Annotated in this window: 27 protein-coding genes; 23 read left to right on the top strand and 4 right to left on the bottom strand. The window is 65.5% G+C overall.

What is annotated here, in order from left to right:
- The first annotated feature begins 241 nt into the window (after positions 1 to 241).
- Entirely contained in the window at positions 242 to 544 is a 303-nt protein-coding gene (locus CH295_RS06165; protein ID WP_052047931.1) for a helix-turn-helix domain-containing protein, read from the top strand.
- On the opposite strand, the gene CH295_RS06160 is transcribed toward CH295_RS06165, so the two are convergent.
- Together CH295_RS06160 and CH295_RS06155 are read right to left on the bottom strand one after the other, a co-directional pair.
- Positions 502 to 1,128: a ClpP family protease gene (locus tag CH295_RS06160; RefSeq protein ID WP_037193858.1), complete on the bottom strand. Its 627-nt coding sequence runs from the start codon at positions 1,126 to 1,128 to the stop codon at positions 502 to 504. The genes CH295_RS06165 and CH295_RS06160 overlap by 43 nt on opposite strands.
- Entirely contained in the window at positions 1,125 to 1,733 is a 609-nt protein-coding gene (locus CH295_RS06155; RefSeq protein WP_094740061.1) for a ClpP family protease, read from the bottom strand. The genes CH295_RS06160 and CH295_RS06155 overlap by 4 nt, the downstream gene beginning before the upstream one ends.
- A 99-nt stretch (positions 1,734 to 1,832) precedes the next feature.
- Between CH295_RS06155 and CH295_RS06150 the strand changes: the two genes are divergently transcribed.
- Both CH295_RS06150 and CH295_RS06145 read left to right on the top strand, forming a co-directional pair.
- Entirely contained in the window at positions 1,833 to 2,300 is a 468-nt protein-coding gene (locus CH295_RS06150; protein WP_094740060.1) for an SRPBCC family protein, read from the top strand.
- 27 nt (positions 2,301 to 2,327) lie between these two features.
- On the top strand, positions 2,328 to 2,777 hold the full coding sequence (locus CH295_RS06145) for a YdeI/OmpD-associated family protein (RefSeq protein ID WP_094740059.1): 450 nt from the start codon (positions 2,328 to 2,330) through the stop codon (positions 2,775 to 2,777).
- A gap of 128 nt (positions 2,778 to 2,905) precedes the next feature.
- Here the strand turns inward: CH295_RS06145 and CH295_RS06140 are convergent, their stop codons facing one another.
- A complete protein-coding gene (locus CH295_RS06140) occupies positions 2,906 to 4,369 on the bottom strand; it encodes an aminotransferase-like domain-containing protein (RefSeq protein ID WP_094740058.1) in 1,464 nt (487 codons plus the stop codon).
- A gap of 201 nt (positions 4,370 to 4,570) precedes the next feature.
- Positions 4,571 to 5,527, bottom strand: coding sequence for a formylglycine-generating enzyme family protein (locus tag CH295_RS06135; RefSeq protein WP_252341924.1), 957 nt, complete (start codon positions 5,525 to 5,527; stop codon positions 4,571 to 4,573).
- A 374-nt stretch (positions 5,528 to 5,901) separates the two neighbouring features.
- On the opposite strand from CH295_RS06135, the gene CH295_RS06130 reads away from it, so the two are divergent.
- The 20 genes from CH295_RS06130 (at position 5,902) to CH295_RS06035 (ending at position 25,640) form a co-directional block, all read left to right on the top strand.
- On the top strand, positions 5,902 to 7,539 hold the full coding sequence (locus tag CH295_RS06130) for an FAD-dependent monooxygenase (protein ID WP_082323776.1): 1,638 nt from the start codon (positions 5,902 to 5,904) through the stop codon (positions 7,537 to 7,539).
- 52 nt (positions 7,540 to 7,591) lie between these two features.
- Positions 7,592 to 8,047, top strand: coding sequence for a VOC family protein (locus tag CH295_RS06125; protein ID WP_037193869.1), 456 nt, complete (start codon positions 7,592 to 7,594; stop codon positions 8,045 to 8,047).
- A gap of 33 nt (positions 8,048 to 8,080) precedes the next feature.
- Complete coding sequence (locus tag CH295_RS06120) at positions 8,081 to 8,848, top strand: dienelactone hydrolase family protein (protein ID WP_212556144.1); 768 nt, start codon at positions 8,081 to 8,083, stop codon at positions 8,846 to 8,848.
- Between the two features lie 178 nt (positions 8,849 to 9,026).
- Positions 9,027 to 10,358, top strand: a complete 1,332-nt coding sequence (locus tag CH295_RS06115) for an ABC transporter substrate-binding protein (RefSeq protein ID WP_052047933.1) — start codon at positions 9,027 to 9,029, stop codon at positions 10,356 to 10,358.
- Positions 10,359 to 10,405: 47 nt separating this feature from the next.
- Complete coding sequence (locus CH295_RS06110) at positions 10,406 to 11,650, top strand: acyl-CoA dehydrogenase family protein (protein WP_094670309.1); 1,245 nt, start codon at positions 10,406 to 10,408, stop codon at positions 11,648 to 11,650.
- Positions 11,651 to 11,688: 38 nt separating this feature from the next.
- A complete protein-coding gene (locus CH295_RS06105) occupies positions 11,689 to 13,671 on the top strand; it encodes a branched-chain amino acid ABC transporter permease (protein ID WP_052047935.1) in 1,983 nt (660 codons plus the stop codon).
- Entirely contained in the window at positions 13,668 to 14,438 is a 771-nt protein-coding gene (locus CH295_RS06100; protein ID WP_094740054.1) for an ABC transporter ATP-binding protein, read from the top strand. The genes CH295_RS06105 and CH295_RS06100 overlap by 4 nt, the downstream gene beginning before the upstream one ends.
- Entirely contained in the window at positions 14,435 to 15,196 is a 762-nt protein-coding gene (locus CH295_RS06095) for an ABC transporter ATP-binding protein (RefSeq protein ID WP_094740053.1), read from the top strand. Before CH295_RS06100 ends, CH295_RS06095 begins: the two co-directional genes overlap by 4 nt.
- Positions 15,193 to 15,834 carry an NADPH-dependent F420 reductase gene (locus tag CH295_RS06090; protein ID WP_037193876.1) on the top strand — a complete coding sequence of 214 codons (642 nt, stop codon included), beginning with the start codon at positions 15,193 to 15,195 and terminating at the stop codon, positions 15,832 to 15,834. Before CH295_RS06095 ends, CH295_RS06090 begins: the two co-directional genes overlap by 4 nt.
- Before the next feature lie 29 nt (positions 15,835 to 15,863).
- Positions 15,864 to 16,280 carry an SRPBCC family protein gene (locus CH295_RS06085; protein WP_037193878.1) on the top strand — a complete coding sequence of 139 codons (417 nt, stop codon included), beginning with the start codon at positions 15,864 to 15,866 and terminating at the stop codon, positions 16,278 to 16,280.
- Positions 16,273 to 16,965, top strand: coding sequence for an SDR family NAD(P)-dependent oxidoreductase (locus CH295_RS06080; RefSeq protein WP_094740052.1), 693 nt, complete (start codon positions 16,273 to 16,275; stop codon positions 16,963 to 16,965). Before CH295_RS06085 ends, CH295_RS06080 begins: the two co-directional genes overlap by 8 nt.
- A 32-nt stretch (positions 16,966 to 16,997) precedes the next feature.
- Positions 16,998 to 17,717, top strand: a complete 720-nt coding sequence (locus CH295_RS06075) for a CoA transferase subunit A (RefSeq protein WP_094740051.1) — start codon at positions 16,998 to 17,000, stop codon at positions 17,715 to 17,717.
- A complete protein-coding gene (locus CH295_RS06070; RefSeq protein WP_037193885.1) occupies positions 17,714 to 18,352 on the top strand; it encodes a 3-oxoacid CoA-transferase subunit B in 639 nt (212 codons plus the stop codon). Before CH295_RS06075 ends, CH295_RS06070 begins: the two co-directional genes overlap by 4 nt.
- A 74-nt stretch (positions 18,353 to 18,426) precedes the next feature.
- Positions 18,427 to 19,254: an IclR family transcriptional regulator gene (locus tag CH295_RS06065; protein ID WP_037193887.1), complete on the top strand. Its 828-nt coding sequence runs from the start codon at positions 18,427 to 18,429 to the stop codon at positions 19,252 to 19,254.
- A gap of 139 nt (positions 19,255 to 19,393) precedes the next feature.
- Positions 19,394 to 19,930: a flavin reductase family protein gene (locus tag CH295_RS06060; RefSeq protein WP_052047938.1), complete on the top strand. Its 537-nt coding sequence runs from the start codon at positions 19,394 to 19,396 to the stop codon at positions 19,928 to 19,930.
- The gene (locus tag CH295_RS06055; protein ID WP_094740050.1) at positions 19,927 to 20,865 is read left to right on the top strand and encodes a fumarylacetoacetate hydrolase family protein; all 939 of its coding nucleotides are present in this window, start codon (positions 19,927 to 19,929) and stop codon (positions 20,863 to 20,865) included. The genes CH295_RS06060 and CH295_RS06055 overlap by 4 nt, the downstream gene beginning before the upstream one ends.
- A gap of 7 nt (positions 20,866 to 20,872) precedes the next feature.
- Positions 20,873 to 21,667: a cupin domain-containing protein gene (locus CH295_RS06050; RefSeq protein ID WP_094740049.1), complete on the top strand. Its 795-nt coding sequence runs from the start codon at positions 20,873 to 20,875 to the stop codon at positions 21,665 to 21,667.
- A gap of 26 nt (positions 21,668 to 21,693) precedes the next feature.
- The gene (locus tag CH295_RS06045; protein WP_170945771.1) at positions 21,694 to 22,650 is read left to right on the top strand and encodes a helix-turn-helix domain-containing protein; all 957 of its coding nucleotides are present in this window, start codon (positions 21,694 to 21,696) and stop codon (positions 22,648 to 22,650) included.
- A 129-nt stretch (positions 22,651 to 22,779) separates the two neighbouring features.
- Positions 22,780 to 24,567 (top strand): FAD-dependent oxidoreductase, encoded by a 1,788-nt coding sequence (locus CH295_RS06040; RefSeq protein ID WP_037193895.1) that lies wholly within the window; start codon positions 22,780 to 22,782, stop codon positions 24,565 to 24,567.
- Positions 24,564 to 25,640: a maleylacetate reductase gene (locus CH295_RS06035; protein ID WP_094740047.1), complete on the top strand. Its 1,077-nt coding sequence runs from the start codon at positions 24,564 to 24,566 to the stop codon at positions 25,638 to 25,640. The genes CH295_RS06040 and CH295_RS06035 overlap by 4 nt, the downstream gene beginning before the upstream one ends.
- Positions 25,641 to 25,646 lie beyond the last annotated feature (6 nt).

The raw sequence follows: 25,646 nt of genomic DNA, 5'->3' as shown, positions 1-25,646 counted from the left end.
TTCATCGGACAAACGGGGGCATTGCCCTCTCGTGAAGAATAATCATCATGTGCGCCATATCGGAGGCGGGCCGGTGAGTGCTTCGGGTTGGTGGACCTGACGATACCGCACTATCGACAGTTCGATCACGAGCGTGGGAATTGCACAGTTCGAGCGTGCTGCAGTTCGGATTCGCGAGCCATACTCTCTGCTCTGAGCAGAATCGAAAGCCCGCTGGAGGATCTCGGCTTAGGCTCCGATCATGGGCCAGGTCATACGAATCGATGAGCGTCGAGCAGCGCGCGCAGTGGAACCCTTGTGGCGTGAGGTGGTCGGCCGACGATTACGCGAGCGCAGACACGCGCGCGGAGACACTCTCGCCGACACCGCCGCGCGCGCAGGCATTGCGCCGCAATACTTGTCGGAGCTCGAACGCGGCCGCAAGGATCCCTCGAGCGAAATCCTCGCGGCCGTCGTCGGCGCACTGGGCACATCGATGGCCGACATCTCACGCCTCGCGCATCAGGACCTGTCTCGCGGAGATGCGACGTTGATGGCTGCCTGACGTCCCTCGAGGACCTGATCGACGACGCCGTACTCGCGAGCAGCGGAGGCCGTCAACACCAGATCTCGGTCGGTGTCGTGTCGAAGCTTCGCCGCGTCACGTCCTGTGTGTTTTGCAAGGATCGATTCCATCTCTGCTCGGACCCGGACAACCTCGTCGGCAGCCAGAATCAGATCGGGAATGGTGCCGCGGCCCTGCGCCGCGGGCTGATGCAACACCACCCGACTGTGAGTCAGCGCCGAACGGCGCCCCGGCGCTCCCGCTGCGAGCAGCACGGCTCCCGCCGCAACGGCCTGCCCCACACATGTTGTGGCGATGGGTGATCCGATGAATTGCATCGTGTCGTAGACGGCGAGCATGGCAGCGGTATCGCCGCCCTCACAGTTGATGTACATCGAGATCTCCTGGTCGGGGGAGTCGGCCTCCAGGTGCAGCAGTTGCGCGATCATCGCGTTGGCGACCCCGGCGTCGATACCGGTACCGAGGTAGACGATGCGCTCACTGAGCAAGTGCGAATAGACATCGACGACGCGTTCGCCGCGCGAATCTCGGGTGATGACATTGGGAATCGTGTACGTGCTCATCGGGCCAACTCCATTCCGAAGGACACCCGCCGCGCAGGCATGACTTGATCGAACGAGTCGACGATCGCATCGACGAACCCGTACTCGCGGGCAGCCTCCGCGGTGAACCAGCGATCGTGCAGGGAGTCGTCGAAGATCTGCTCGCGTGTCTGCCCAGTGTCGTCGGCGATCAGACCGAGCACCGTATCTCGGGTATGGCGCAGATCGTTGGCCTGTACCTCCACTTCGACGGCCGACCCACCGATGCCGGCGGACCCCTGATGCATCAGTATCCGCGAATGGGGCAGGGCATAACGCTTTCCGCGTGTGCCTGACGACAGTAGGAATTGACCAGCGCTGCAGGCCAATCCGAGGGCGAGGGTCGAGACGTCGCACGGGACGAGTCTCATCACATCGCGGATGGCGAGCATCGCGGGAACCGATCCGCCCGGTGAGTGAATCCACAGGGCGATGTCGGCCGAGGAGTTGTCGGCGGCCAACGTCAGTAGGTGATTGGTGAGGACGGTACCGTTGTCGTCGTCGAGGGGGCCGTCGAGCACCAGGACTCGGTGCCGCAGTAGTTGGTTGCGAAGTTCGGGCGGGAAAATTCGGGGTGATTCGCTCATGATCCGAGTCTGAATCCGAATTCGGTTGCACGCCAATAGTTCTGCTGTGGGCAGCGAGTCTGCTCACAGCTTCGTGGCCTTCGGAGGGACAATGGTGAGATGACTGCACTCGAGTTCTCCGAATCCGTCGTCGTCGCTGCGTCGGTCGACGCTGTGTACGCCGTCGTCTCCGACATCACCCGAACAGGCGAATGGAGCCCGATCTGCCAGGAATGCTGGTGGAACGAGGCCGACGGCGGTGGCGTCGGCTCGACTTTCACCGGCCGCAACGTGGTGCCGGGACGCACGTGGGAGACCGTGTCGACTGTGGCTGCAGCCGAACCCGGTCGTGAGTTCGCGTGGGTGGTGGGTGACAACTTCGTCCGCTGGGGCTACACCCTCGAATCGGTGGACGGTGGCACACGCCTGACCGAGAACTGGAACTTCCTGCCCGGCGGCATCGCCCACTTCCACCGCAAGTTCGGCGACGACGCGCAGCAGGAAATCGACACTCGTAGCCAGGCGGCACTCGACGGTATCCCGCGGACCCTGGCGGCAATCAAGCGAATCGTGGAAGCCGAAGCCTGACTGGCCACCGACGGATAGCCTGTCCGCATGGCAGCAACGGTTCTGCGGGTGTCCACGGTTCTCGAATCACGAGGCCCAGCAGCGGCCATTGTGCTCACGGACCAGCAGGTCGCGTCCCTCGGTTCAACCAAAACTCCGCCGGTTCGGTTCACGATCGGTGGGCAAACGGTGCGTGGTCGCATCGGCCGAATGGGCGGCGAGAATCTGCTCGGGCTCAACAAGAGTGTTCGCGCCACACTCGGCGTGGAGGCCGGCGACACCGTCGACGTGACCATCGAGTTGGACGACCAGCCGCAGGTGGTCGAGGTGCCGCCGGCACTGGCGGCAGCCTTGGACGCGGACCCCGCTGTGCGAGCAGCGTTCGATGCGCTGGCACCGTCGACGCGCAAAGAGCACGCCCGATCCGTCGCGGATGCGAAACGCGACGACACTCGCGAGCGGCGTGTCACGGCAATCGTCCAGTCCCTCCGGCCCTGAGTGCTGCCGGCCCTGCGACGTCGCACACGCGCGCGCATTTGTCAGATGCGCGCGATTCCGCTAGCGAACAGGTGACCAAATCGCGCGCGTTTCGCAAACGCGCGCGCGTTTGCGATGGCCGTCGGGGCTCACACCACCGCAGCAGGCGTGCTCGACGCCACGGCCGGCGCCGGGGTGTCCTGTGACGACAGGCGAGCGAGAATCTCTACAGCCGAGGTGATTTCGGGCAGTGACCGCGTGAAGGGAATGCGTTGACGATCGTCGAAGGCGTAGCCCGTTCCGAAGCGCAGTCCGGGTGCCAGCAACAGGCCGTGAGAGTGAGCTTCCGCGACCAGCGCACTGGATCGGATGCCGTCGGGTAGGGAACACCACAGGGCCAATCCGCCGTCGGGAACTCGAAAGTGCCAATCCGGCAACTGGTCACGCATCAGTGCGACGGTGTGGTCGCGGGCAATTCTCGACGCCTCCGTGCGGACTCGTCGCACCTCGTCGTATCGACCCAACAACTCGATTGCCGCCAGTTGATCGATGATCGAGACCGAAAGTTGGCGTCGCGCATAGGTTGCGGCGACCCTCGCCAGCAGGCCGGCTTCGGCGCGAACCCACCCGACTCGCAGGCCGCCCCACACCGTCTTGCTCGTCGACCCGACGGTCACCGTCGCCACGTCCGGGGTTGCGGCGCCGAAGGGTTCGATATCCGGTGAACCGTCGACAGACAGATCGGCCGCTACCTCGTCGACGATGGTCAGTACGGCATGTCGGTGCATGGTCGCGGACAGCTGGCGACGAGTGCGGAGGGGGAGTCGCGCACCCGACGGATTGGAGAAGTCGGGCATGAAATATGCGAGAGTCGGCGCACTCTGCCGCGCAGCTCGGTCCGCTGATGCCACGAACTCGTCCGTGTTGTCGGGGTCGATGGGCACCGGGATGCATCGGCCACCGAGGGAGTGGACGAGTTCGACGACACCGGGATATGTCGGATGTTCGACCAATACCCGGGCACCCGGCTCGGTGAACGTCGCCAACACAGCGTGGATGGCGTCGGTGGCACCGGAGGTGACGAGAATGTTCTCCGCGGTGGTCGGCATTCCCCGTCCTCGGTAGTACGCGGCAATCGATTCGCGGAGCTCGTACAGACCGAGTGGGGCGTACCCGCCCAAGGGGAACCGACCTCGAATCTTCTCGGACGCAACGCCGTACGCATCGGCCAGCAGGGGAGAAGCCGAGGGTGACGCGTTGACGAATTCGAGGGTTGCGGTGTCACGGTCGCCGGCGAGAGAACCCCAGGACGGCAAGGACCCCGTCGGTGAGACGTAGGTACCCGATCCTCGCTGCGCGCTGATCCACCCACCCTCGCGAAGATGCTTGTAGGCCGACGCGACCGTGACCCGACTGACGTCGAGACTGATCGACAATGCCCGCTCGGCGGGAAGCCGCGTCTGAGCCGACACCTCCCCGTTCTCGATCAACCGCCGCAACTCGTCGGCGATCTCGAGGTAGAGCGGGCCGCCGGATCTGTTCCGCAACGTCGACGGGTCGATCCGTGCTGCCAACTCCGGGGCCGAGATCGCCGTTGCGTCGAAAGGATCCATACAGGCCACTCTCGCACACTGGACTGCAATATTCGACGGAAAACCAGTCCATTGTGGTCCCATGATTGCAATTGGAGCTGTTGTGGCCCTATCCGTCATCGGAGCAGGGTGGACCGTGGTCGCGCTACGCGAGGGCGGGCGATGCGGGCCTGCCGGGCCGCCGCGGAGTCGTGTTCGGTCCGACTGACCGCGCGTTCTGGCTCAGCGAGTCGGTGCAGAGCCTCTGACGATGCAGCGAAACCCGATGTGGGACATCCCGGAGTCGACGGGTTGCGCCTGCCGAGCTGCGGGACGATAACGGCGGCAATAGTTCTCGGCGCAGAGGTGGGATCCGCCCTTGATGACCCGACGCGAGATGGTCCCGGCGGGATTGCTCGGATCGTGGCTGCCCTCGGCCGACGCGACCCGCGGATCGACTGCCGGTCCGCAGCAGGCATGGGTGGCGGTCTCGCTGTGATCGGTGCGGTAGAAGTCCGCCGTCCACTCCCATACGTTTCCGGTGACGTCGTACAGGCCGTAGCCGTTCGGCGGATACGAACGCACGGCCGTGGTCCTACGATCGGCGACCGGTTTGAGGTTCTGCCAGGGAAACTCCCCGATCCAGTAGTTGGCCAACTGTGTACCCATCGGTGCCAGTTGGTCTCCCCATGCATAGGGCGCGCCGTTCAACCCGCCACGAGCCGCGCGTTCCCACTCGGCCTCGGTGGGTAGTTCCTTGCCCGCCCACTGTGCGTAGGCGTGCACGTCCTCCCAGCTCACATGCGTGACCGGATGCAGTTCGCGCCCGTCTATACCGGACCCGGGGCCCTCCGGATGCGCCCAGTTCGCGCCCGGGATCAGCCGCCACCAGCCCTGCCAATTCGTCAGATCCACCGGGCCCTGCGTCGGGGTGAACACCAGCGAACTCGGCACCAGACGCGTTGGATCCGCATCCGGATAGTCCGCCGGATCCATCGGCCGCTCCGCCACCGTCACGTACCCGGTGGCTTTGACGAACCGTCTGAACTGGGTGACGGTCACCGGAGTCTCGTCCGCCCAGAAACCCTCGACGGTCACCTCGTGAACGGGCGCCTCCTCGGGATAGTCGGCCCAGTCCGACCCCATCCGAAACTGGCCGCCGGGCACCCACTGCATGCGAGGGAAAGGTGGGGCACTCATGGCGGTGATCGTACACATCGTCGGGGAAACCATTGTGCTGTCGCGGAATTGACCGGGGTCTGTCGATATCGCACGCGTGATCCTCGCTCGGCACTGCCCGATTGCGCACCGCCACCCCCGTCTCGCGAACGCGTGCGCGTTTGCCGAACGCGAGCGGTTTTGCGTCACGAATTCGCGCGCGTATGGCGAATGCGCGCGCGTTTGCGAGATCGGGACCCCGCCGGCGACACCCAGGCCCCGCCGGCAACGCCCAGCTCGCGGCCGCAGTACCCGTCAGTAGCGAAACGTGATGCTTGCCACTTCTCGAACCCGCTGTTATCTTGGAAACACATTCCATCAGATGGAATCGTTCATGGAATTCAGAGGAGTGGACAGTGGCATCTCGTTCCAACGAAGTACCCGTCGCGATCTCGGGTGCGGGGCCGGTGGGGATGGCGTTGGCCATCGATCTCGCCCTTCGCGGTATCCCGAGCGTGCTGTTCGAGAAGCGTTCGGAGGAGGAACGGATCGTCGCACGCGCCAACATGACCAACGTTCGCTCCATGGAGCACTTCCGGCGCTGGGGCATCGCAGATGCGTTGCGCGACAACGATCCTGTGAGCCCATTGGTCTACCGTGACGTGGCCTTCGTGACCCGCCTGACCGGTCACGAGGTCTTGAGGTTTCCCCGCGCGTACGAGTGGTCGGAGCGGCTACCCATCGCGTCCGAGGTCGCGGAATGGGCCCCGAACGAGGCGATCGAGAAGACGCTGCGGGACCGCGTGAAGTCCCTTCCTCTCATCGATCTGCGCTTCGAGAACGAAGTGAAGAGATTCGAGCAGAACGACCACGGGGTGACCGTCACCGTTGCCACCCCGGACGGCGAACAGACGCTGCTGGCGCAGTACATGGTGGTCTCCGAGGGCAGTCGCAGCCGACTACGTCGTGACGGCCTCAACGTCCGAATGGAAGGTCATCCCAACCTCGCACGCAGCTTCCTGTGGCACATCAAGGCTCCGGCACTGGCCGAACTGTGGAAGGCCACTCCGATGGCCTCGATGCTGCTGTTCTACAACGAGGACCGTGCCGGCGACAGTCTGGTGCCGCAGTCGGGCACCGATCACTGGGCCTACTTCTGCTCGCCCGTACCCGAGGACGTCGACGGTGACGACTGGGAAGCGTGCCGCGCCATGCTCTTTCGAGCAATCGGCGAGGAATTCGAGGTCGAGCCACTCGCGGGCGGTACCTTCATCACGCACTCGATCCAAGCACCTCGATTCGACTTCGGCCGCGTACTGCTGGCCGGCGACTCGGCGCACATGGTCTCGCCGATGGGCGGATTCGGCATGAACATCGGCATCGGTGACGCCGCCGACCTGGGTTGGAAACTCGCCGCGTTGATCGACGGTTGGGGCGGTCCCCTCATGCTCCCGAGCTACAGCATCGAACGCGGTGAAGCGGCGCGCTTCATCCTCGCCGGTTGCGAGAGCAATCAGGCCGTGGGCTCCCGCGAGCTGGTGCGCGACGGTATCGAGGACGACGGCCCCGTCGGTGAAGCGATCCGCGCCCAGGTGGCCGAGGACATCGCGATCCAGAAGGCCCGTCAGTTCAAGCGAATGGGCGGCCAACTCGGCTACCGCTACTCGTCGTCTCCCATCATCTACCGCGACGGAACCGACCAACCTGCACCGTCTTTCGAGGACTACGTTCCGTCGTCCTATCCCGGAAATCGCGCGCCGCATCATTGGCTCGCGGACGGCTCGTCGCTGTACGACCACCTGGGGAACGGCTTCACGCTCCTTGTCCTCGGCGACGTCGAACACGGCGCTCTCACCGATGCTGCGGCAGAACGCAACGTGCCACTGCAGATCCTCACCGTCGAGGATCCCGACCTCACCGATCTGTGTGAATTGTATTCCGCCGGAGCGACATTGATCCGCTCGGATCACCATGTCGCGTGGCGCGGCGACGCGCTTCCCGACGATCTCGACCATCTGCTCGATGTCGTCACCGGATCGGTCTCGTTCATCTGAACTGCCAGGCCCTTCAATTCCCATCCACCACATCACCGAAAGGCTCACTTTCATGCCCAAAGTCACCCGTCTAGGCCACGTCGGACTGTTCGTCTCCGACCCCGAGATCATGATGGAGTTCTACTCGACATTCCTCGGAATGACCGTCACCGACCGCGACGAACGCCGCGTCTTTCTGAGTTCGCGGCCGTCGGAGGAGCACCACGAGATTCTGCTCGCGAAGAACCTCGAACGCCACACCGATCCGCAGCAGCTCTCGTTCGTCGTCGATTCGTTGGCCGACCTGCGTGCGTTCTATGCCCAGATCGTGGAGCGCAAGTACGACATCGACCACATCAGCAATCACGGCAATGCGCTCGGTTGCTACTTCCGCGACCCCGAGGGAAACCGAGTGGAGGTCTACTGGCACACCGGAATCGAATGGCCGCAGCCGTTCAGTGAGCCCATCGATCTCTCGCTGTCGGAGGAGGAGTTGCGTAGCCGCCTCGACGAGATGGTCGCGGCGTAGGAAACCCGGCCGGGACCGCGGAGGAGAAGAGCGTTGAAAGAAGGAATGATCGCCGAGGTGGTTGCGTTCAGCGGCCACAACGGCGACCGCATCGAGGGCTATTCGGCTCGCCCGACCGCTGCCGAGCCGGTGGGCAGCGTCGTCGTGCTGCACCACGCACCCGGGCTCGACTTCTGGTGCAAAGAGGTGGTCCGACGGTTCGCCGAGTGCGGATACGCGGCCCTCGCGCCGAATCTCTATCACCGCCGTGGTCCCGGTCACTGGGCCGAGGTCGCCGCGGCGGCCCGGGCCGAGGGATTGGGAAAGGCCATGCCCAACGACCAGGTGATGGGCGACATCGCCGGGGCCACCGACTACGTGAAGTCGCAGCCCGGATCCAACGGCAAGGCCGGGGTGATCGGATTCTGCTCCGGCGGACGGCAGGCCTTCCTCGCGGCGTGCGACGTACCGGCGTTGGACGCCGCCGTGGACTGCTGGGGCGGAAGCATCGTGCCGCAGGCTCCCGATCCGACGAAACCGAACGCCCCCTCGCGGGGAGTCATTCATCGGGCTCCGGACATGTCGGCTCCGCTGTTGGGAATCTTCGGGAACGACGACACAAATCCGGATCCGACGCAGGTCGACGACATCGAACGTGAGCTGACCAGGCTCGGCAAAGATTTCGAGTTTCATCGTTACGACGGTGCGGGACATGGGTTCTTCGCTACCGACCACCCGCATTACCAGCAGGCACAGGCGGTGGACGGCTGGAAGAAGGTGTTCGCCTTCTTCGATGTGTATCTGCAGTCCGACGCATCCTGATCGACTGTCAGGCGAGGGTCGAAACGCACAGAAAACCCGAAGGAATTGAGGGTTGTGTGATGGCCCTCACATGGCTAGTCTCGATTCCGTACCTCGGAATCGCATTCCACGAAGGCCACGCGAGTAGTCCACGAGACCGCGTGAGCACCCCGCACGCGCTCTCGAAGGAAGAACCCCAATGTCTCTCACTCCCTCCCGTCCCACCAGGGCCGGGTCGAAGTCCGCGAAGTTGATGGTCATCGCGGCAACCATGTCGGCCGTGCTCGCCGGCTGCGCCGCCGAAGCGGCATCACCGACCGGCACCGCCACCGGCGGCTCGACGGCCGTAGCAACGGACCAGACCAACACCTCGGCTGTCACCGACCTGGTCGACTACACCGGAGGAACTGCAGGCGCGGCCGATCAGAGCCTCGAACCCGTCACCATCGGATGGGTCAATCAGCAGGGCGGTGCCCTCGGATTCCCGGCCGCCACCGACGGTGCCGAGGCTGCCGTGAAGTACGTGAACGAGAACCTCGGCGGTATCGACGGGCATCCGCTGAAGCTCGAGACGTGCTTCGTCGTCGAGAACGAGCAGGACGGCAACAGTTGCGGCCTGCAGCTGGTCAACGATCCGGACGTTCGGACCGTGCTGTTCGGCTCGACCATCACCGGCAATCAGTCGTTCCTGGCGGTCAACAAGGGGCAGAAGCCGATCCTGATGGCCAACTCCATCAGTTCCACCGACGCTCAGAGCGACAACGTCTTCATCTACAACGGCAACCCGTCGTCGATCTTCCGTGGACTGACGACCTACCTGGACACCGTGGTCGGCGCGAAGTCGGTAGCGCTGATCTACCCGCAGAACGCTCAAAGTGCGGACGGTGCAAAGGTTCTGCAGACTGCACTCGATTCGGTCGGCATCGAGGTCAAGGCCGTCGGTTTCGACCCGTCGACCACCAACCTCACCGCCGCGGCTGTGGCCTCGGGGGCATCGGACGCCGATGCCATCGTCCCGCTCGTCTCGACTCCGCCGACCTGCGTGGCCGCGGCCAAGGCCCTCGACACCCTGGCCGTGACGGCCCCCATCATCGGAGCCGGCTCCTTCTGCTTCACCGACCAGGTGGCGCAGGGACTCGGCGGTGACGCACCGAAGTGGCAGCAGATCTCGACCCAGACCAACGTTGCCGACATGAGCCAGCCCGACGTCCAGTCGTACATCGAGGCCTCGACGACCGCCGGACTGTCCGAGACGTCCCAGGCCACTCCCGACGCCGCCCTCGCATGGGGGTTGGTCGCCACAGCGACCCGATTCCTCAATGCCGCAGGCGGTTCCGAAGCAACCGCGCCGGCGATCGCCGAACAGGCGAAGTCCTTCACCGGCCCGCTGCTGTTGGGTAGCGCCACCGTCGCCTGCGGCGCGAACACCGCCGAGCCGGGCCTGTGCGGTGCCCAGACTCGAGTCTTCGAATACACCGGCAACGGCTCGTACACCGCGCTCACCGACTGGCTCGAACCATCGGGCTCCTGACACATCGATCTCCGACAGCCCCCACACTCTCGAGAAAGAAGACCATCATGACCGCTGTAGCCAACGACACCGTCGAACATTCCAGCCCCGCGTCGAGTCCGGAAGTCCTCATCGAACGAGCACGATCGTTCCGTGATCACCTGCTCGCAGAACAGGATTCGACGGACGCTCGCGGCACCTACTCGCCCGAGACGCACGAACTGTTCAAGGAGGCCGGCTTCTACCGCACCTTGCTCCCGCAGCGTTTCGGTGGGCTCGAGTACGACGTCACCTCGTTCGTCAGGATGATCATCGAAATCGCCCGCGGCTGCCCGGGTTCGGGCTGGTGCCTGTGCCTTGCCTCCGGTCACGGACTGCAGATCGGCGGACTGTTCGACGAGAAGGCGCAAGCCGAGGCGATCGGACCCGGCGGGGACTTCGCAGCCCCGATGCGCGGCGTGCCGATGGGCACCGCGACACTGCAGGACGACGGTCGCTGGAGCGTCGACGGAACCTGGGACTACTGCTCGGGATCGCCCTACTCGACCCACGCCATTCTTGCGGTGCGGCTCGTCGAGGGCGGCGAGAAGACCGGCCAGGGATTGGCTCTCGTTCCGCGCAACGGCTGGATCCTGCAGGACGATTGGAAAGAGCGCGCGTTCGGTATGCGCGGCAGCGGCTCGAACAGCATCACCGTCACCGGCACCGCGGTGCCGGAGGAGAACGTGGTGCGCGGCAGCCTGCTGCAGTTCCGCGGCGGACTGAAGACTCCCGGTTACGAGCTACACGGCAATCCGATGTACGCAGGCCACCCCATGGGCTACCTACAGCTCGAGATCACCTCGGTACTGGTGGGCTGCGCCTGGGCCGCGCTCGACGAGTACGAGCGCATCCTGCGGACCAAGAAGACCATGGGTCCCAACCCACTTCCACGCTTCACGTCCCCGGATTTCCAGCGCTACTGGGGCGTCGCGGCCGGCAAGATCCGTGCGGCCGAGGACATCCTGGTGAAGATGAGCCAGCACTACTCCGAGCTGTGCGCGTCGTCGGTACAGGACGGCGGCGAGTTCGAGCCCGAGGACCTGATGAACATCAACGCCAGCACCCACCACGCCGTCAACCTCGCCTGGGAAGCCGTCGAGTTGCTGTTCCGTACCTCGGGAACCAGCGAAGGCGGCCGCAACGGCTCACGCATGCAGCGTTACTACCGCGATATGTCCACGGCGCGAACCAATGTGGGCCTGCAGTGGGAGACCTTCGCGCAGATGTTCGCCCAGGAGCACTTCGATCTCTCGCCGGCACCGCTCGCGTGATGGCCGGGCCCACGATTCGACTCGGGCGGGCGTAGCGCATGGATACCGTCTTCCTGTTCGCTCTGCTCGGGTTGGGTACCGGTGCACTGATCGCGATGATCGCGGTCGGCGTCGTACTCAGCTGGCGCGGTAGCGGAACGATCAACATCGCGGCCGGTGCCGTGGTCATGGTCGCCGGCTACCTCTTCTGGTCCCTGCGCACCGGGTTCTTCGCCCCCGCATTGACCACTCCCGCAGCAATAGTGGTCACGCTGCTGGCAATGGCTCTGCTCGCCGTCATGGTCGAGTTCGCCGCCGTCAAACCGCTCAGATCCGCCTCGCCGCTCGCCAAACTCGTCGCGTCCATCGGCGTACTGCTGCTGCTGCAAGCGGTGGTCCAGCTCGTGTTCGGCACCGCTCCGCTCAACAGCCCAGCGGTATTGACCGACTCGGTCGTCGAGGTCGGCGGCGTGACAGTGCCGGTGGCACAACTGATTCTGGCCGCAGTGGTCGTACTGATCTCGACGGCACTGGCGGCGCTCTACCGCTTCACCCGCTTCGGAATTGCGACCCGCGCGGCGTCGGAGAGCGAGCGTTCGGCCGTACTGGCCGGGTTGTCGCCGTCGTCGATCTCGCTGGCCAACTCCGTACTCGCCTATGTCACGGCCGGCTTCGTCGGAATCCTGGCCGCCTCCATCGTCGGAGTCAGCGCCTCGACGCTGCCGCTGCTGGTGATCCCGGCCTTGGCCGCTGCGTTGTTCGCGGGGTTCAGCTCGATCGGAATTGCCTGCGCAGCAGGACTTCTCATCGGCATGGCCGAGTCGCTGCTGTCCTACGCCTCGACCATGGCCTGGTTCCCGACGCAGGACGGAATCACCCCACCCGGGTTGCAGCAGCTCGCAGAGTTCCTGCTGATCGTCATCGCACTGTGGTGGAAGGGTTCGACACTGCCGCAGCGCGGCGAATTCGTCGGACGCTCGCTCCCGGCAGTACCCCGTCAGGAGCACCTGCTGCGCCGCGTCGGCCCGGTCTTCGTCGTCGGAGCGATCGCACTGCTCGTCCTGCCCGCGGACCTACGCCAGGCCATCACCACCGGCTTGGTCGCGACCGTCCTGTGCCTGTCGTTCATCGTCATCATGGGATACGTCGGGCAGCTGTCGGTGGTGCAACTCGCGCTCGCCGGGTTCGCCGCGTTCGCGGTGTCGCGGCTCGGAACCGAATTCGGTCTCGGCTTCCCGGCCGCCCCGATCATCGCCGTTCTCGCGGCAACGGCACTGGGCGTGGGGATCGGAGCCGCGGCCCTGAGAGTGCGCGGAGTGACCCTGGTGGTGGTGACCCTCGCCGCCGCCGTGGCCATCGAACAATTCGTGTTCGCCAACTCCGAGTGGGGTGGAGGACAGACCGGGGCACCCGTGGCCTCACCCACGCTGTTCGGATTCAACTTCGGACCCGACTCGGGTCTGCGCGGACTGGACGGCGCATTACCGAGCCCGGTGTTCGGACTCGTCGCGCTGGTGGTCGCCACCCTCGCGTACATGGGCGTGGTCTACCTGCGCAACAGCGACCTCGGTCGTCAGATGTTGGCCATCCGCTCCAACGAACGTGCCGCAGCCGCAGCCGGAGTCAACGTGCGCACGGTCAAGATCGTCGCCTTCGGCATCACCTCGGCACTGGCCGGAGTGGCGGGAGTGATGTACGCCTACCAGTTCGGCACCGTCTCGGCGAACAGCTACGGGATCTCCGTCGCCCTGACCCTGGTGGCGAGTGTCTACGTACTCGGCGTGACGCTGCCGCAGGGAGCCGTGCTGGCGGGCTTCGGAGCGATCGGCTCGGTGATACCGCTGATCCTGCAGAAATACGTGCTCCCCGCAGACCACATCTCCCTGTACGTGCAGCTGCTCATCGGCGGAGGTCTGCTGCTCCAGCTGCGGTTCTTCCCGGACGGCCTGCTCGTGTCGAGGTCGATCAAGAAGGAACGCAAGACGACCGGCATCGACACCCTCGTGCCGGAACTGCCACGGATGAAGAGCGTACGAACATGACGACCAACGTTCTCGAAGCACACAACATCGAAGTACGGTTCGGCGGAGTCCATGCGTTGCGCGGCGTCGACCTGCAGGTACGCCCGGGCCAGATCGTCGGCCTGATCGGACCCAACGGAGCGGGCAAGACCACCTTCGTCGACGCCATCACCGGTTTCGTCCCGGCCGGTGGGTCCATCGAGATCGGTGGCCGCGACGTCAGCGGCCTGCGTCCCCACGCACGAGTGCGAGAAGGTCTGTGCCGCACCTGGCAGGCCGTCGAACTGTTCGACGACCTGACGGTGGCGGAGAACCTCGCCGTGGCGTCACGCCAGCCCACCGTGAGATCGACGATCGCCGGCATGTTCGGCCTCGGCGTCGACGATATCGCCGGTGCGACAAAGACTCTCGACGACGTCGGAATCGGCCACCTGGCCCAGGCGCTGCCCACCGAGCTCTCCGAGGGACAACGCAAACTCGTCGGAATCGCCAGGGCGCTGGCGTCCAAGCCGGCCATTCTGTGCCTCGACGAGCCGGCCGCCGGCCTGGACACGACCGAAAGCTCCTTTCTCGGAAAGCAATTGCGCAGCCTGGGTGATCACGGAACGCCGATGTTGCTGATCGACCACGACATCTCGTTCGTGTTCGGCACCTGCGACTACGTCGTCGTCCTCGAGTTCGGTCAGGTGATCGCGCAGGGACTCCCGCATGTCGTGCGATCCGACCCCCGCGTCATCTCGGCCTATCTCGGTCACGACGTCGCCCCAGCCGGAAAGGATCGGACATGAGCGCGGTTCTGAGCGTCGATCATCTCTCGGCCGGCTACCAGCGGTCGGTGGTCGTCCGAGACATCGGCATCGAGGTCGCTTCGGGCGAGGTCGTGGCTCTGCTCGGGCCCAACGGCGCAGGCAAGACCACCACTCTCAAAGCAGTCTCGGGGCTGGTTCGTTCGTTCGAGGGCGGAGTGAGCCTGCTGGGTGAGAACCTGGCGGCACTGTCGCCGACCAACCGGGCGCGCCGCGGCATCGCGCATGTGCCCGAAGACCGAGGACTGTTCTTCGGTCTGACCGTCGCCGAGCACTTCAAATTGCGCAGGCGCGGTGAGACTCTCGATGCAGACCTCGCCTTCGACTACTTCCCGGCGCTCACGTCGCTGAGCAACCGGCTCGCAGGAGTTCTCTCGGGAGGCGAGCAGCAGATGTTGGCCGTGGGCCGGGCGCTTGCCCGCAAACCGGCGCTGCTGCTGCTCGACGAACTCAGCCTCGGGCTCGCGCCGGTCATCGTGCAGGCACTGCTGCCGGTCATCCGCCGGTTCGCCGACGACACCGGTTGCGGCGTCCTGCTCGTCGAGCAGCACGTGGAGCTCGCCCTCGGAATCTCGGACCGGGCCTACCTGATGGCCCACGGCGACATCTCGGCCGGACACGACGCCCAAGTACTGCTGCAGGACAAGGGGCTGGTCCGAGCCAGCTACCTGGGCGGGGACCAATGGGACGCAAGCGAAGCGGACCTGGCGACAACAACCACCACAGAAGGAGAGAAATGAAAATAGGAATCATCGGAGCCGGACGGATGGGTCAGGCATTGGCCGGACTGTTCACTCGGGCCGGACACGACGTCATCCTCAGCAACTCGCGCGGCCCGGAATCGTTGGCGGACATCGTCGACGAGTTCAACGGACACTGCTCCGCGGGAACGGTGCAGGAGGCAGTCGACAGCACCGACCTCGTCTTCCTCGCCACCCCGTGGGGCAAGACCGCCGCGGCCGTTTCGGTCGTCGAGAACTGGGACGGCAAGATCGTCGTCGATACGACGAACAACCGGACCGCCCCCGGACCGCAGGGCGTCATCGACATCGGCGGCCGGATCTCGAGCGAGGTGGTCGCCGAGTACATACCGGGCGCGCGAGTGGTCAAGGCGCTCAACGTCACTCCCATCCACATCATGGCGACCACACTGTCGGCCGGAGCCGATCCTCAGCACGCGGTCTACATGGCAGGCGACGACGACGACGCGAAGAAGCTGGTGACGGATCTTCTCGCGACGATCGGCGGTGTCGCCATCGACACGGGCGATCTGCACACCGGCGGAGCGCTCCAAGGGATGGGCGGTGCGCTGCCCGGCGACATGGAGATGCTCAGCGTCCCGGCCGCCGAGGCCAAACTCGCTGCAGCCAAGAGCTAGACCTACCAACACAATTCGAGGAGAACACCATGACCATCGTTCAGTTGAGCAAGACGACCACCCTCACCGCCAAGGCCGACGAGGTCTGGTCCTTCGTCAGCGACTTCGGCGGCTACGCCTCTTGGCAGCCGCACATCGACGCCGTGGAGATGCAGGCCGACGGTAGCCGCAAGGTCGACTTCTCCCGCGGCGACTCGGTCTTCGACCGCATCGCGGCCCAGGACGACGCCGCCCGATCGCTCACCTACGAGTTGGTGCCGGGCCAGCCCGGACCGATGCAGCACCTCGCTGCCACCTTCACCGTGCGCGAAGCGGGCGATGGCTCCGAGGTGGAATACGCCATCGAGGCCGACGTGCCCGAGGAGATGCAGGACGGTGCCCGCGTCGGTATCGGAGCGGACATCGACGGTGCACTCAGCGGCCTGAACAGCAAATTCGGTGGCTGACGACGCCCCCGTCGCACTGGTGACCGGAGGAGCGGGATTCATCGGATCGGCTGTTGTCGACCGACTCCGCACCTCCGGCCACCACGTGGTGACGCTCGACCTGCACGGTGATCCGGCGGTCGACCTGTCCGACGAACACGCCGTACGCGCAGCCGCACGGGCGGTGCTCGCCGAACACGGCCGCGTCGACGTCCTCGTCCACGCCGGGGTCTCGTTCCAGCGCGCGACTCTCGCCGATCTCGATGCCGCGGTACTGCGCAACGTCATGGCCGTCAATGTCGAAGCGCCGCTGTGGCTGGTCCAGGAACTCGAACCGGGCATGAGCGAGCGAGGATTCGGACGCGTGGTGTTCCTCGTGTCCGACACCTTCTTCAACCCACCGCCGGTGTCGGACATGCTGCCGTACATCACCAGCAAGGGCGCGCTCATCGGTGCGTCACGCTCGTTGGCACGCTCCCTCGGCGCGTCGGGCATCACGGTGAACTGCGTGGCACCGGGCCTGACGCCACCGCCGGTCGGCGGTATGGAACAGCACGTCAAGGACGACGTACTACGCCGGCAGGCACTCTCGCGTCCACTGGTCCCCGACGACGTGGCCAACGTCGTCGCGTTCCTGGTGCAGCCGGAGAGTCAGGCCATCACCGGTCAGACGCTGTGTCCCGACGGTGGGCTGGTGCTGCTGTGACCTCGAATTCGGCCGTGCGGGCCGGTAAACGGATGTCGGCCGACGAGGCCGTCGCCGACATTCCTCACGGCGCGAGCATCGGCGTCGGGGGATTCGGCACCGCCGGAGTGCCGTGGGCGCTGGTGCGAGCACTGCGCGCCCAGGGTGCTTCGGGCCTGACCGTCGTGGCGAACAACTGCGGGGTCAACGGAGCCGGTCTGGCTCTGCTGTTGCACGACCGTCGCATCGACCGTGTGATCGCGTCGTACATCGGATCGAACGAAGAGTTCGCGCGGCAGTACATGAGCGGCGAGATCGAGGTGGAGCTGACACCGCAGGGGACTCTGGCCGAGCGGCTGCGGGCCGGCGGGGCTGGCATCGCTGCCTTCTTCACCCCGACCGGCGTGGGCACCCTCGTCTCCGACGGCGGTATGGCGCATCGGTACAACTCGGTCGGGGACGTGGTGAAAGCGTCTGCTCCCAAGGAGATTCGCCGCTTTGGACTCGGTGGCCGCGAGCGTGAGTACGTGCTCGAGGAGGGCATCGTGACCGACTACGCGCTCGTTCGCGCTGCGGTGGCAGACACGGCGGGCAACGCGATATTCAGGGCCTCGGCGCAGAACTTCAACCCGGACGTGGCGATGGCCGGCCGCATCACCGTCGTCGAGGCCGAGCGCATCGTCGAACCCGGCGAACTCGATCCCGACTCCGTTCAGCTCTCGGGCGTGTTCGTCCAGCGTGTGGTCGAAGTACCGGACGAGGTGGTCGCATGACCGGCCTCGGTTGGAACCGGGACGAGATGGCGCGGCGAGCCGCGCAGGAACTACGTCCCGGTCAGAGCGTCAACCTGGGCATCGGTCTACCCACCCGCGTAGCCAACCACCTGCCGTCCTCGCTGGGAGTGACCGTGCACAGCGAGAACGGAGTCCTGGCCGTGGGGCCGACGCCGCTGCCGGAATGTCTGGACACCGACCTGATCAATGCCGGAACCGAACCGATCACGGTGCTCCCCGGCGCATCGTTCGTGTCCTCGTCGACGTCGTTCGCCATGATCCGCGGCGGACACATCGACGTGACGGTGCTCGGTGCGATGGAGGTCTCGGCGACCGGCGACCTGGCCAACTGGATGATGCCCGGTCACATGGTGCGGGGGATGGGCGGGGCCATGGACCTCGTTGCGGGTGCAGGCCGCGTCATCGTCGTCATGGAACACGCGGGCAAGGACGGCACTCCCAAACTGGTGCAGCAGTGCGCGTTCCCGCTGACCGGACGCGCGGTGGTGGACCGCATCGTCACCAACCTCGGCGTTCTGGACGTCACGCCACGGGGTTTCGCGCTGCGTGAAGTGGCTCCAGGGGTGACGATCCACGATGTGCGCCGACTGACTGGGGCGTCCGTGATGACGTGATGAGCCCGGCCACAGGGGCGTTGAACGATGTGGCGACCGGGATGACTAGTAAGCTCACGTCCCATGGAGGCTTTGTGAACGAGCGCGAGAACCGAGACGCCGGCCATGTGCGTGCGGTGTCCCGGGCCACCCGCATCGTCACGGCGTTGGCCGAGCACCCGTACCCGCTGGGTATCGTCGAACTCGCCCAGTTCGTTCACCTGTCGCCGGCCAGCGTGCACCGCATCCTCGGCACTCTCGTCAGTGTCGGTTGGGTGGAACAGAATTCGCGTACCGCGAAGTACCGGCTCGGAATGCACGCCATCGGCATCGGCAGCGTCGGAATGGTCACCAATCCGGTACTGCACGACGCGCGGATGTACCTGTCGCGTCTGGCGGAATGGTCCGGCCACGATGCCGTTCTGAGCACCCTCGTCGGGGTCAAGGCCGTTCAGCTCTCGCGCGTAGCGGGAGCGCACACCGAGTTCATCGAATTCGAGCCCGGGCACCCGCAGCCCGCGTACGCCATGGCCGACGGCAAGCTTCTGTTGTCGTACATGCCGTACGAGCAACGTCGCAATCTCTACGAGAACGACGGACTGCGGCGGTTCACGCCCAACACGATCACCGACCCGGATGCCATGGAAGCGGAGTTCTCGCGCATCCAGGAACAGGGTTACGCCGTCGACAACTTCGAACGGTTCGATACCGGGCGCGGAATCGCGGCCCCGGTCCTCGACGCCGATCGACGGCCCATCGCAGCGATGCTGTGCCTGGGCAAGATCGAGCCCGATCGTGATGCGGAGATCATTCAGCAGCTGCTCTCGTTGGCACGGGAGATGTCGGAACGGCTGCGCGCCGCGGGAGATCTGCCGGCGTCCGCTCTCGATATCGCAATGCCCGAGACCGACTCGGGTCACTGATTTCCCCGAAACCTTTCTGACGCAAAGGCGTCCGCTGCACTCCGTCCTTCCCGAGGGTTGACGGCAGTGTTCGACGTCACGTAAAGTCGGTTGAAATAAGATTCCATTAGACGGAATCGAAACCCGAATGGACTGTCTCATGGCGTCGTCGACCACCGAAACACCCGCCGCAGTGGATGCGGGAATGCTCTTCCGAAAAGTATTGGGCCACTTGCCTACCGGCGTTGTCGTCATTGCGTCGGATGGCCCATCCGGTCGGACCGGGATCGCGGTGAACTCGTTCACGGCGGTCTCCCTCGACCCGGCGCTCGTCTCGATCTGCGTAGCGCGCACCTCGACCACCTGGCCGGCCATCAGAGCGGCAGGCCGGTTCTGCATCAGCATTCTCGCCGACCATCACGAACAGGCGTCACGCCAGTTCTCGGCACGCAACACCGATCGTTTCGCAGGCACGAGCTGGCACGACCAGTCGGCGGGCCCGGCCCTGGACGACGCGGTGGCCTGGCTCAACTGCGAGATGTACGCCGAATACGCGGCAGGCGATCACACGATCGTCGTGGCCCGCGTACACAGTCTCAGCGCGGCCGAGGACGGCAGCGCTCTGGTCTTCTTCCGCGGCCGGTACGGACGTTTTGTCCCCAACCCCCAACCCCCAACGAAAGGTGCAACACCATGAAGCTTCTCTTCTTCGACGATTTCAAACTCGGAGCCCTCCACGGCGGCAACGTGATCGACCTCAGTGGCGAAGTCAAGGACATCCCGGCGGCGCATCCGCAGGACGTCATCCGCGGCGTCATCGAGGGCTGGGCCACCTACCGCGAACGCCTCGAAGCCGCAGTGGCCGCAGGTGACGGAATTCCGTTGAGCGCAGTACGCATTCGTCCGCCGATCCCTCGGCCGTCGAACATCGACTGCATGGCGCGCAACTACATGGAGAACGGCACCCTGCCCGAGCGGCCGCCGATCAACGGATTCGCGAAGTCCCCCAATTCGATCATCGGACACGGCGACACCATGGTGTTGCCCGACATCGCAGCAACGATCTTCGAGGGCGAGGCGGAGCTGGCCATCATCATCGGCAAGCGCGCGCACAACGTCTCGGCAGCCGATGCATACGACCACATCTTCGGCTACACCAATCTGATCGACGGATCGGCACGCGGAATTCCGCCGCGGGAGAACGCTTTCTACCAGATGAAGTCGCGGGAGACCTTCTGCCCGATCGGCCCCTACCTGGTGACCGCGGACGAGGTGCCGAACCCGCAGAACATGCCGGTCACGCTGTGGAACAACGAAGAGATCAAGCAGGAGTTCGACACCGACGACATGGCGTACAGCATCGCCGAGTCCGTCGAATTCGTCTCGCACATGCACGCCCTCGAACCCGGCGACATCATCGCCACCGGAACCAATCATCGTGGCCTGCATGCCTTTCAGGACGGCGACCGCATCGACTTGCAAGTGGGCGATCTCGGCCGGCTCAGTGTCACCATCAGCGACGAGCTGCACCGCACCTGGGGACGTCAGACGCGCCACGAATGGACCGAAGCGGGAAACAAGGGTCGGACTCCGCCTCAGTTGAGCGGACGCTACGCCCCCACCGCCGAATGACCGCCCGATGAAAGTGCTTCGCGTGCACGAGACTCTCGGCGATTCCGACACGTACGGAGGAATCGACGCGGGCGATGCCTTCCTGCCGCACCGCGACTCACGCGTCAAGGGTCCGGCGAATGTCGTTCCGGCAACGGCCTTCTGGCTCACCCGAGCCCGGATGGCCGACGTCCCCGCCCCCACCTCGCTCGGGTCGCACGCCGTCGTGGTGCTCTCGGGCGAGGTGCGGGTGGACGTACGCGACCGCAGTCCGGCCGTGCTGACCGCCGGAGACCTGGTGTTCGCGAACGTCGCCAGTCCCGAGACCCTGACGATGACCTGGGACGGCTTCGCGTGGTTGCTGTACCTTGCGCTGGACGACTGGCTGCCGGAAGCAGGCGACAACGAAGCCCGACCCGACCCGGCGATCCGACAGGGCCGGCCGTCGCTGACGTGGATCTACGACGACGGCGGAACCTCACGGACCGAGCCGCTGCGTTGGCCGAGCGACCTGGCTCCGGTACCGCCGGTCGAGCAGTGGCCCCGCTCGCTCGGAGCATTCGTCACCCGCCGCGATTACGGCGAGGACGGATACGTTCCCGGCGTCTGGCACAACGGCCCGCGACCGCAGTTGGGCGTCACGCTCAACGGCAGGGCCGAGAACGAGACCGGGGACGGAACGGTGACCTCGCCGGTGGCAGGCGACATCGCCTACATCGACGACGTGACCGGAGCAGGCCACGTCACGCGCGGTCTCGGTGATCGGTGGATGCTGTTCGTTACAGTCGATCCGGAACACCTGCGTTTCGTACCGGAGAAGTAAGTCCCTCGCCGAGGAGGAGGCCCGACGTGCCGATCGCTGCGTCACCCGTGGAGTTCTCCACCGTCGGGCTTCCCTCCGTCGAGCGAATACAACGGTGGGAGGGACACAACTCCGAGGTGCTCATCGGACTGAGATGCCGCAGCCTCGAAGGCGGGTCCCTCGAGGCCACCGAAACCAACGTCCAGGTCGGATCGGTCGGCCTGGCCCGCGTCGTCGGAACCTCCCATGTCGTCGAGCGAGATGCCGAGCTGATTCGGCGGCGGCCGTCGGACTCGGTGGTCCTGTACTTCAGCCTGGTCGGCGATGCGTTCTTCTACTCGGAGGACGGAGTGCGCACCGTCGGCCCCGGCCAGGTACTGCTGTGCGACGCCGACAGAGCCTTCATGCGCGGGTTCTCGCACGGCCTCGAGGAACTCGTCGTCAAGATCCCGCGCGGCATCTACTCCGACGTCACCGGCGAGGACTCGCTCGCGGCCCCGAGGGTCTTCGACTTCTCGGCGAACGGCAACGTGCACGCCGCCGCCCTCGCAGCTCGGGTCAGCCGGGCAATTCGCGCAGACGGGCCCACACCACTGGACGAGCGAACCATCCTCGAACTGGTCTCCGTCCTGACCGGTGGAACGCGCAGCGACGTCGGTGCGGCGCATCGCGCGTCTGCCCGCTCCTACATCGAGCGCCGTCTGACCGACGCGTCGTTGTCTGCCACCGACGTGTCCGACGCCATCGGCATCAGCGCCCGGCACCTGTCCCGAGTCTTCGCCGCCGACGGCACCAGCGTGCCCAAGTACATCCTCGAGCGACGCCTCGCCCGTGCACACACGGTGCTCACCTCGCCGTCGGGACGCTCGACGTCGATTGCCGAGATCGCCGCCTCCTGCGGATTCTCCTCTGCCGCTTACTTTTCCAGTGCCTTCTCGGCGCGGTTCGGAGCCAGAGCATCGGACGTTCGACGCGACGCCGTGGTGCTGCGGTCGGGGCACTAGTTTCGCAATTGCGCCACCGTTGTCGATTTGCGCCGAGATGACCGCGATCGATGGCCACCCCCGGTGTGATGCAGGACACTGGGTTGCAAGACCCGAGATCAACGTCGGGCGCAACGAAGGGTGTGTTCCATGCCGGTGTTCGACGACGGCCAGAAGGCCACAGAGCTGCCCGATTCCTCGGTGGTCGAGACCGACGTTCTCATCGTCGGCTCGGGGCCGGCCGGTGGATCCGCAGCACTGCTGCTGTCCACTCTCGGAATCCCCAACATCATGATCACCAAGTACCGCTGGACGGCCAACACTCCACGCGCTCACATCACCAACCAGCGCACCATGGAGGTCTTCCGCGACGTCGGTATCGCAGACCAGGTGCTGGCCGACGCCACCGAGCACGGGCTCGTCGGAGACACCGTGTTCTGCACCTCGATCGCGGGCGAGGAGATCGGTCGCATCCGCACGTGGGGTACCGGGGCCGACCGCGAAGCGGACTACCAGCTCGCCTCGCCGTGCCTGACCGTCGACATTCCCCAGACGTACCTCGAGCCCATCCTGGTGAAGAACGCGACGATGCGGGGAACCCAGGCCCAGTTCTCCACCGAATACCTCTCGCACGTCCAGGATGCCGACGGGGTCAGCGTCTCGGTGGTCGATCGACTCACCGGACACCGCTACACGATCCGTGCCAAGTACCTGATCGGCGCGGACGGGGCGCGTTCCAAGGTGGCCGCGGACATCGACCTTCCGCTGGAGGGCGCGATGGACATCGCCGGGTCGATGAACATCACCTTCAAGGCCGACATCGCCGAGTACGTCGGACACCGACCGTCGGTGCTGTACTGGGTGATTCAGCCCGGATCCAACGTCGGCGGTATCGGTGCCGGGTTGGTTCGCATGGTCCGGCCGTGGAACGAGTGGCTCGTGGTCTGGGGATTCGACATCGCACAGCCACCGCCGGTGGTGAACGAGGCGGCCGCCATCGAGATCGTTCGCAGCCTGCTGGGCATGCCGGAGCTCGACGTCGAGATCACCGGAACATCGTTGTGGGGCAACAACGAGATGTACGCCACGCATCTGCAGAAGGGCCGGGTGTTCTGTGCGGGCGACGCCATCCACCGACATCCGCCGAGCAACGGTCTCGGCTCGAACACCTCGATCCAGGACTCCTACAATCTCGCGTGGAAGATCGCCGCGGTGCTGAAGGGTCAGGCAGGCGAAGCGTTGCTCGATACCTACACCGCCGAGCGTGCCCCGGTGGCCGAGCGAATCGTCAAGCGTGCCAACCGCTCCGGTCGTGAGTTCGCAGACCTGTTCCACGCCCTCGGGGTCACCGACGCCAAGACCGAGGAGGAGATGGTCGAACGCATCGAAGAGCGTAAGGCCAACACGCCTGCGGGCGCGGCGAAGCGGGCCGCGCTGGTGAAGGCGATGGAGATCAAGAACTACGAGTTCAACGCCCACGGAGTCGAATTGGGGCAGTTCTACACGTCCTCGGCCGTTGTGCCCGACGGGGTTCTGCCCGAGGCGGTACGAGACCCGGACCTGTACTACCAGGTCTCCACCGTGCCGGGATCGCACCTGCCACACGCCTGGGTGGGCGACAACATGCACAAGTTCGCGATGATGGATCTCGCGCCCTACGACCGCTTCACGCTCATCACGGGAGTGGCCGGATCGGATTGGGAGTCGGCGGCGGACAAGATCGGTCACGAGTTGGGTGTGGCCGTCGAGGTCGTCGTCATCGGGCCAGGACGCGATGTCACCGACCTGTACTTCGACTGGTCTCGGCTCCGTGAGGTGACCGAGAGCGGTGCATTGTTGGTGCGCCCCGACAAGCACATCTGCTGGCGTGCACACGAACTCGCGGCAGACCCTGAGGACGCCCTGCGGCAGGCATTGACGGCGGTCCTGTCGCGATGACCTACGACTTCGCCTACGAGGCGAACCCGATGCGGGTGCGATTCGGCGCGGGCTCGCTGTCGGCTCTGGCCGACGAGCTCGATCACCTCGGTCTGCGGCGCGTCCTCGTTCTCTGCTCGCCGAGCCAGAAGGGCACAGCCGAACGTATTGCCTCGATGCTCGGAGACCGATGTGTGGGCGTGCGGGCCGACGCCGTGATGCACGTGCCGTCGGAGGTGGCGAAAAGATCCAGCGCCGAAGCCCTTTCCCTCGGGGCCGACGGCTGCATCACCGTCGGCGGCGGCTCCTCGATCGGCCTCGGCAAGGCCATCGCCCTCGTGCACGGGCTGCCGATCGTCGCGGTTCCCACCACGTATGCCGGATCGGAGATGACCCCGGTGTGGGGTCTGACGACCGACGGACGCAAGGAAACAGGTCGCGACATCAGGGTGCTGCCGCGCAGCGTCGTCTACGACCCCGAGCTGACGACCGGCCTTCCGGTCGACATCTCCGTCACGAGTGGAATCAACGCCGTGGCGCACGCCGTCGAAGCGTTGTATGCACCCGACATCAGCCCCATCGTCGCGCTGATGGCCGAGGACGGGGTGCGCGCGCTCGCATCGGCGCTCCCCGCGATCGTGGCCGATCACCTCGATCCACAGGCGCGCAGCGACGCCCTCTACGGTGCCTGGTTGTGCGGTGCCACTCTCGGTGCCACCACGATGTCTTTGCACCACAAGCTGTGTCACTCTCTCGGCGGTACCTTGAACCTGCCGCACGCTCCGACCCACACCGTGGTGTTGCCGCACGTGTTGGCCTTCAATCAGTCGGCTGCACCGGGCGCAGTGACGGCGCTCTCGCGTGCGCTTCCCGGTTCCGGTGACCCGGCAACCCGGTTGTGGGAGCTCTGTCGCGGACTCGGAGCGCCACGCTCCCTGGCCGAATTGGGTATGAAGGAGAAGGACATCGACCGAATCGCCGACGACGTGACGAGCAGATCGTACGGAAACCCGCGGCCCGTCACCCGTGAGGCCGCCACCGCCATTCTGCACGCAGCGCGGGCCGGCGACCCGCCGACCGACATCGGACAGTGAGAGAGA

Origin of the sequence: Rhodococcus sp. 14-2483-1-2, assembly GCF_002259405.1 — a bacterium.
Lineage (GTDB): Bacteria > Actinomycetota > Actinomycetes > Mycobacteriales > Mycobacteriaceae > Rhodococcoides.
Note: the sequence above shows the minus strand (reverse complement) of the source record. Positions and strands in the feature narration are given on the sequence as shown.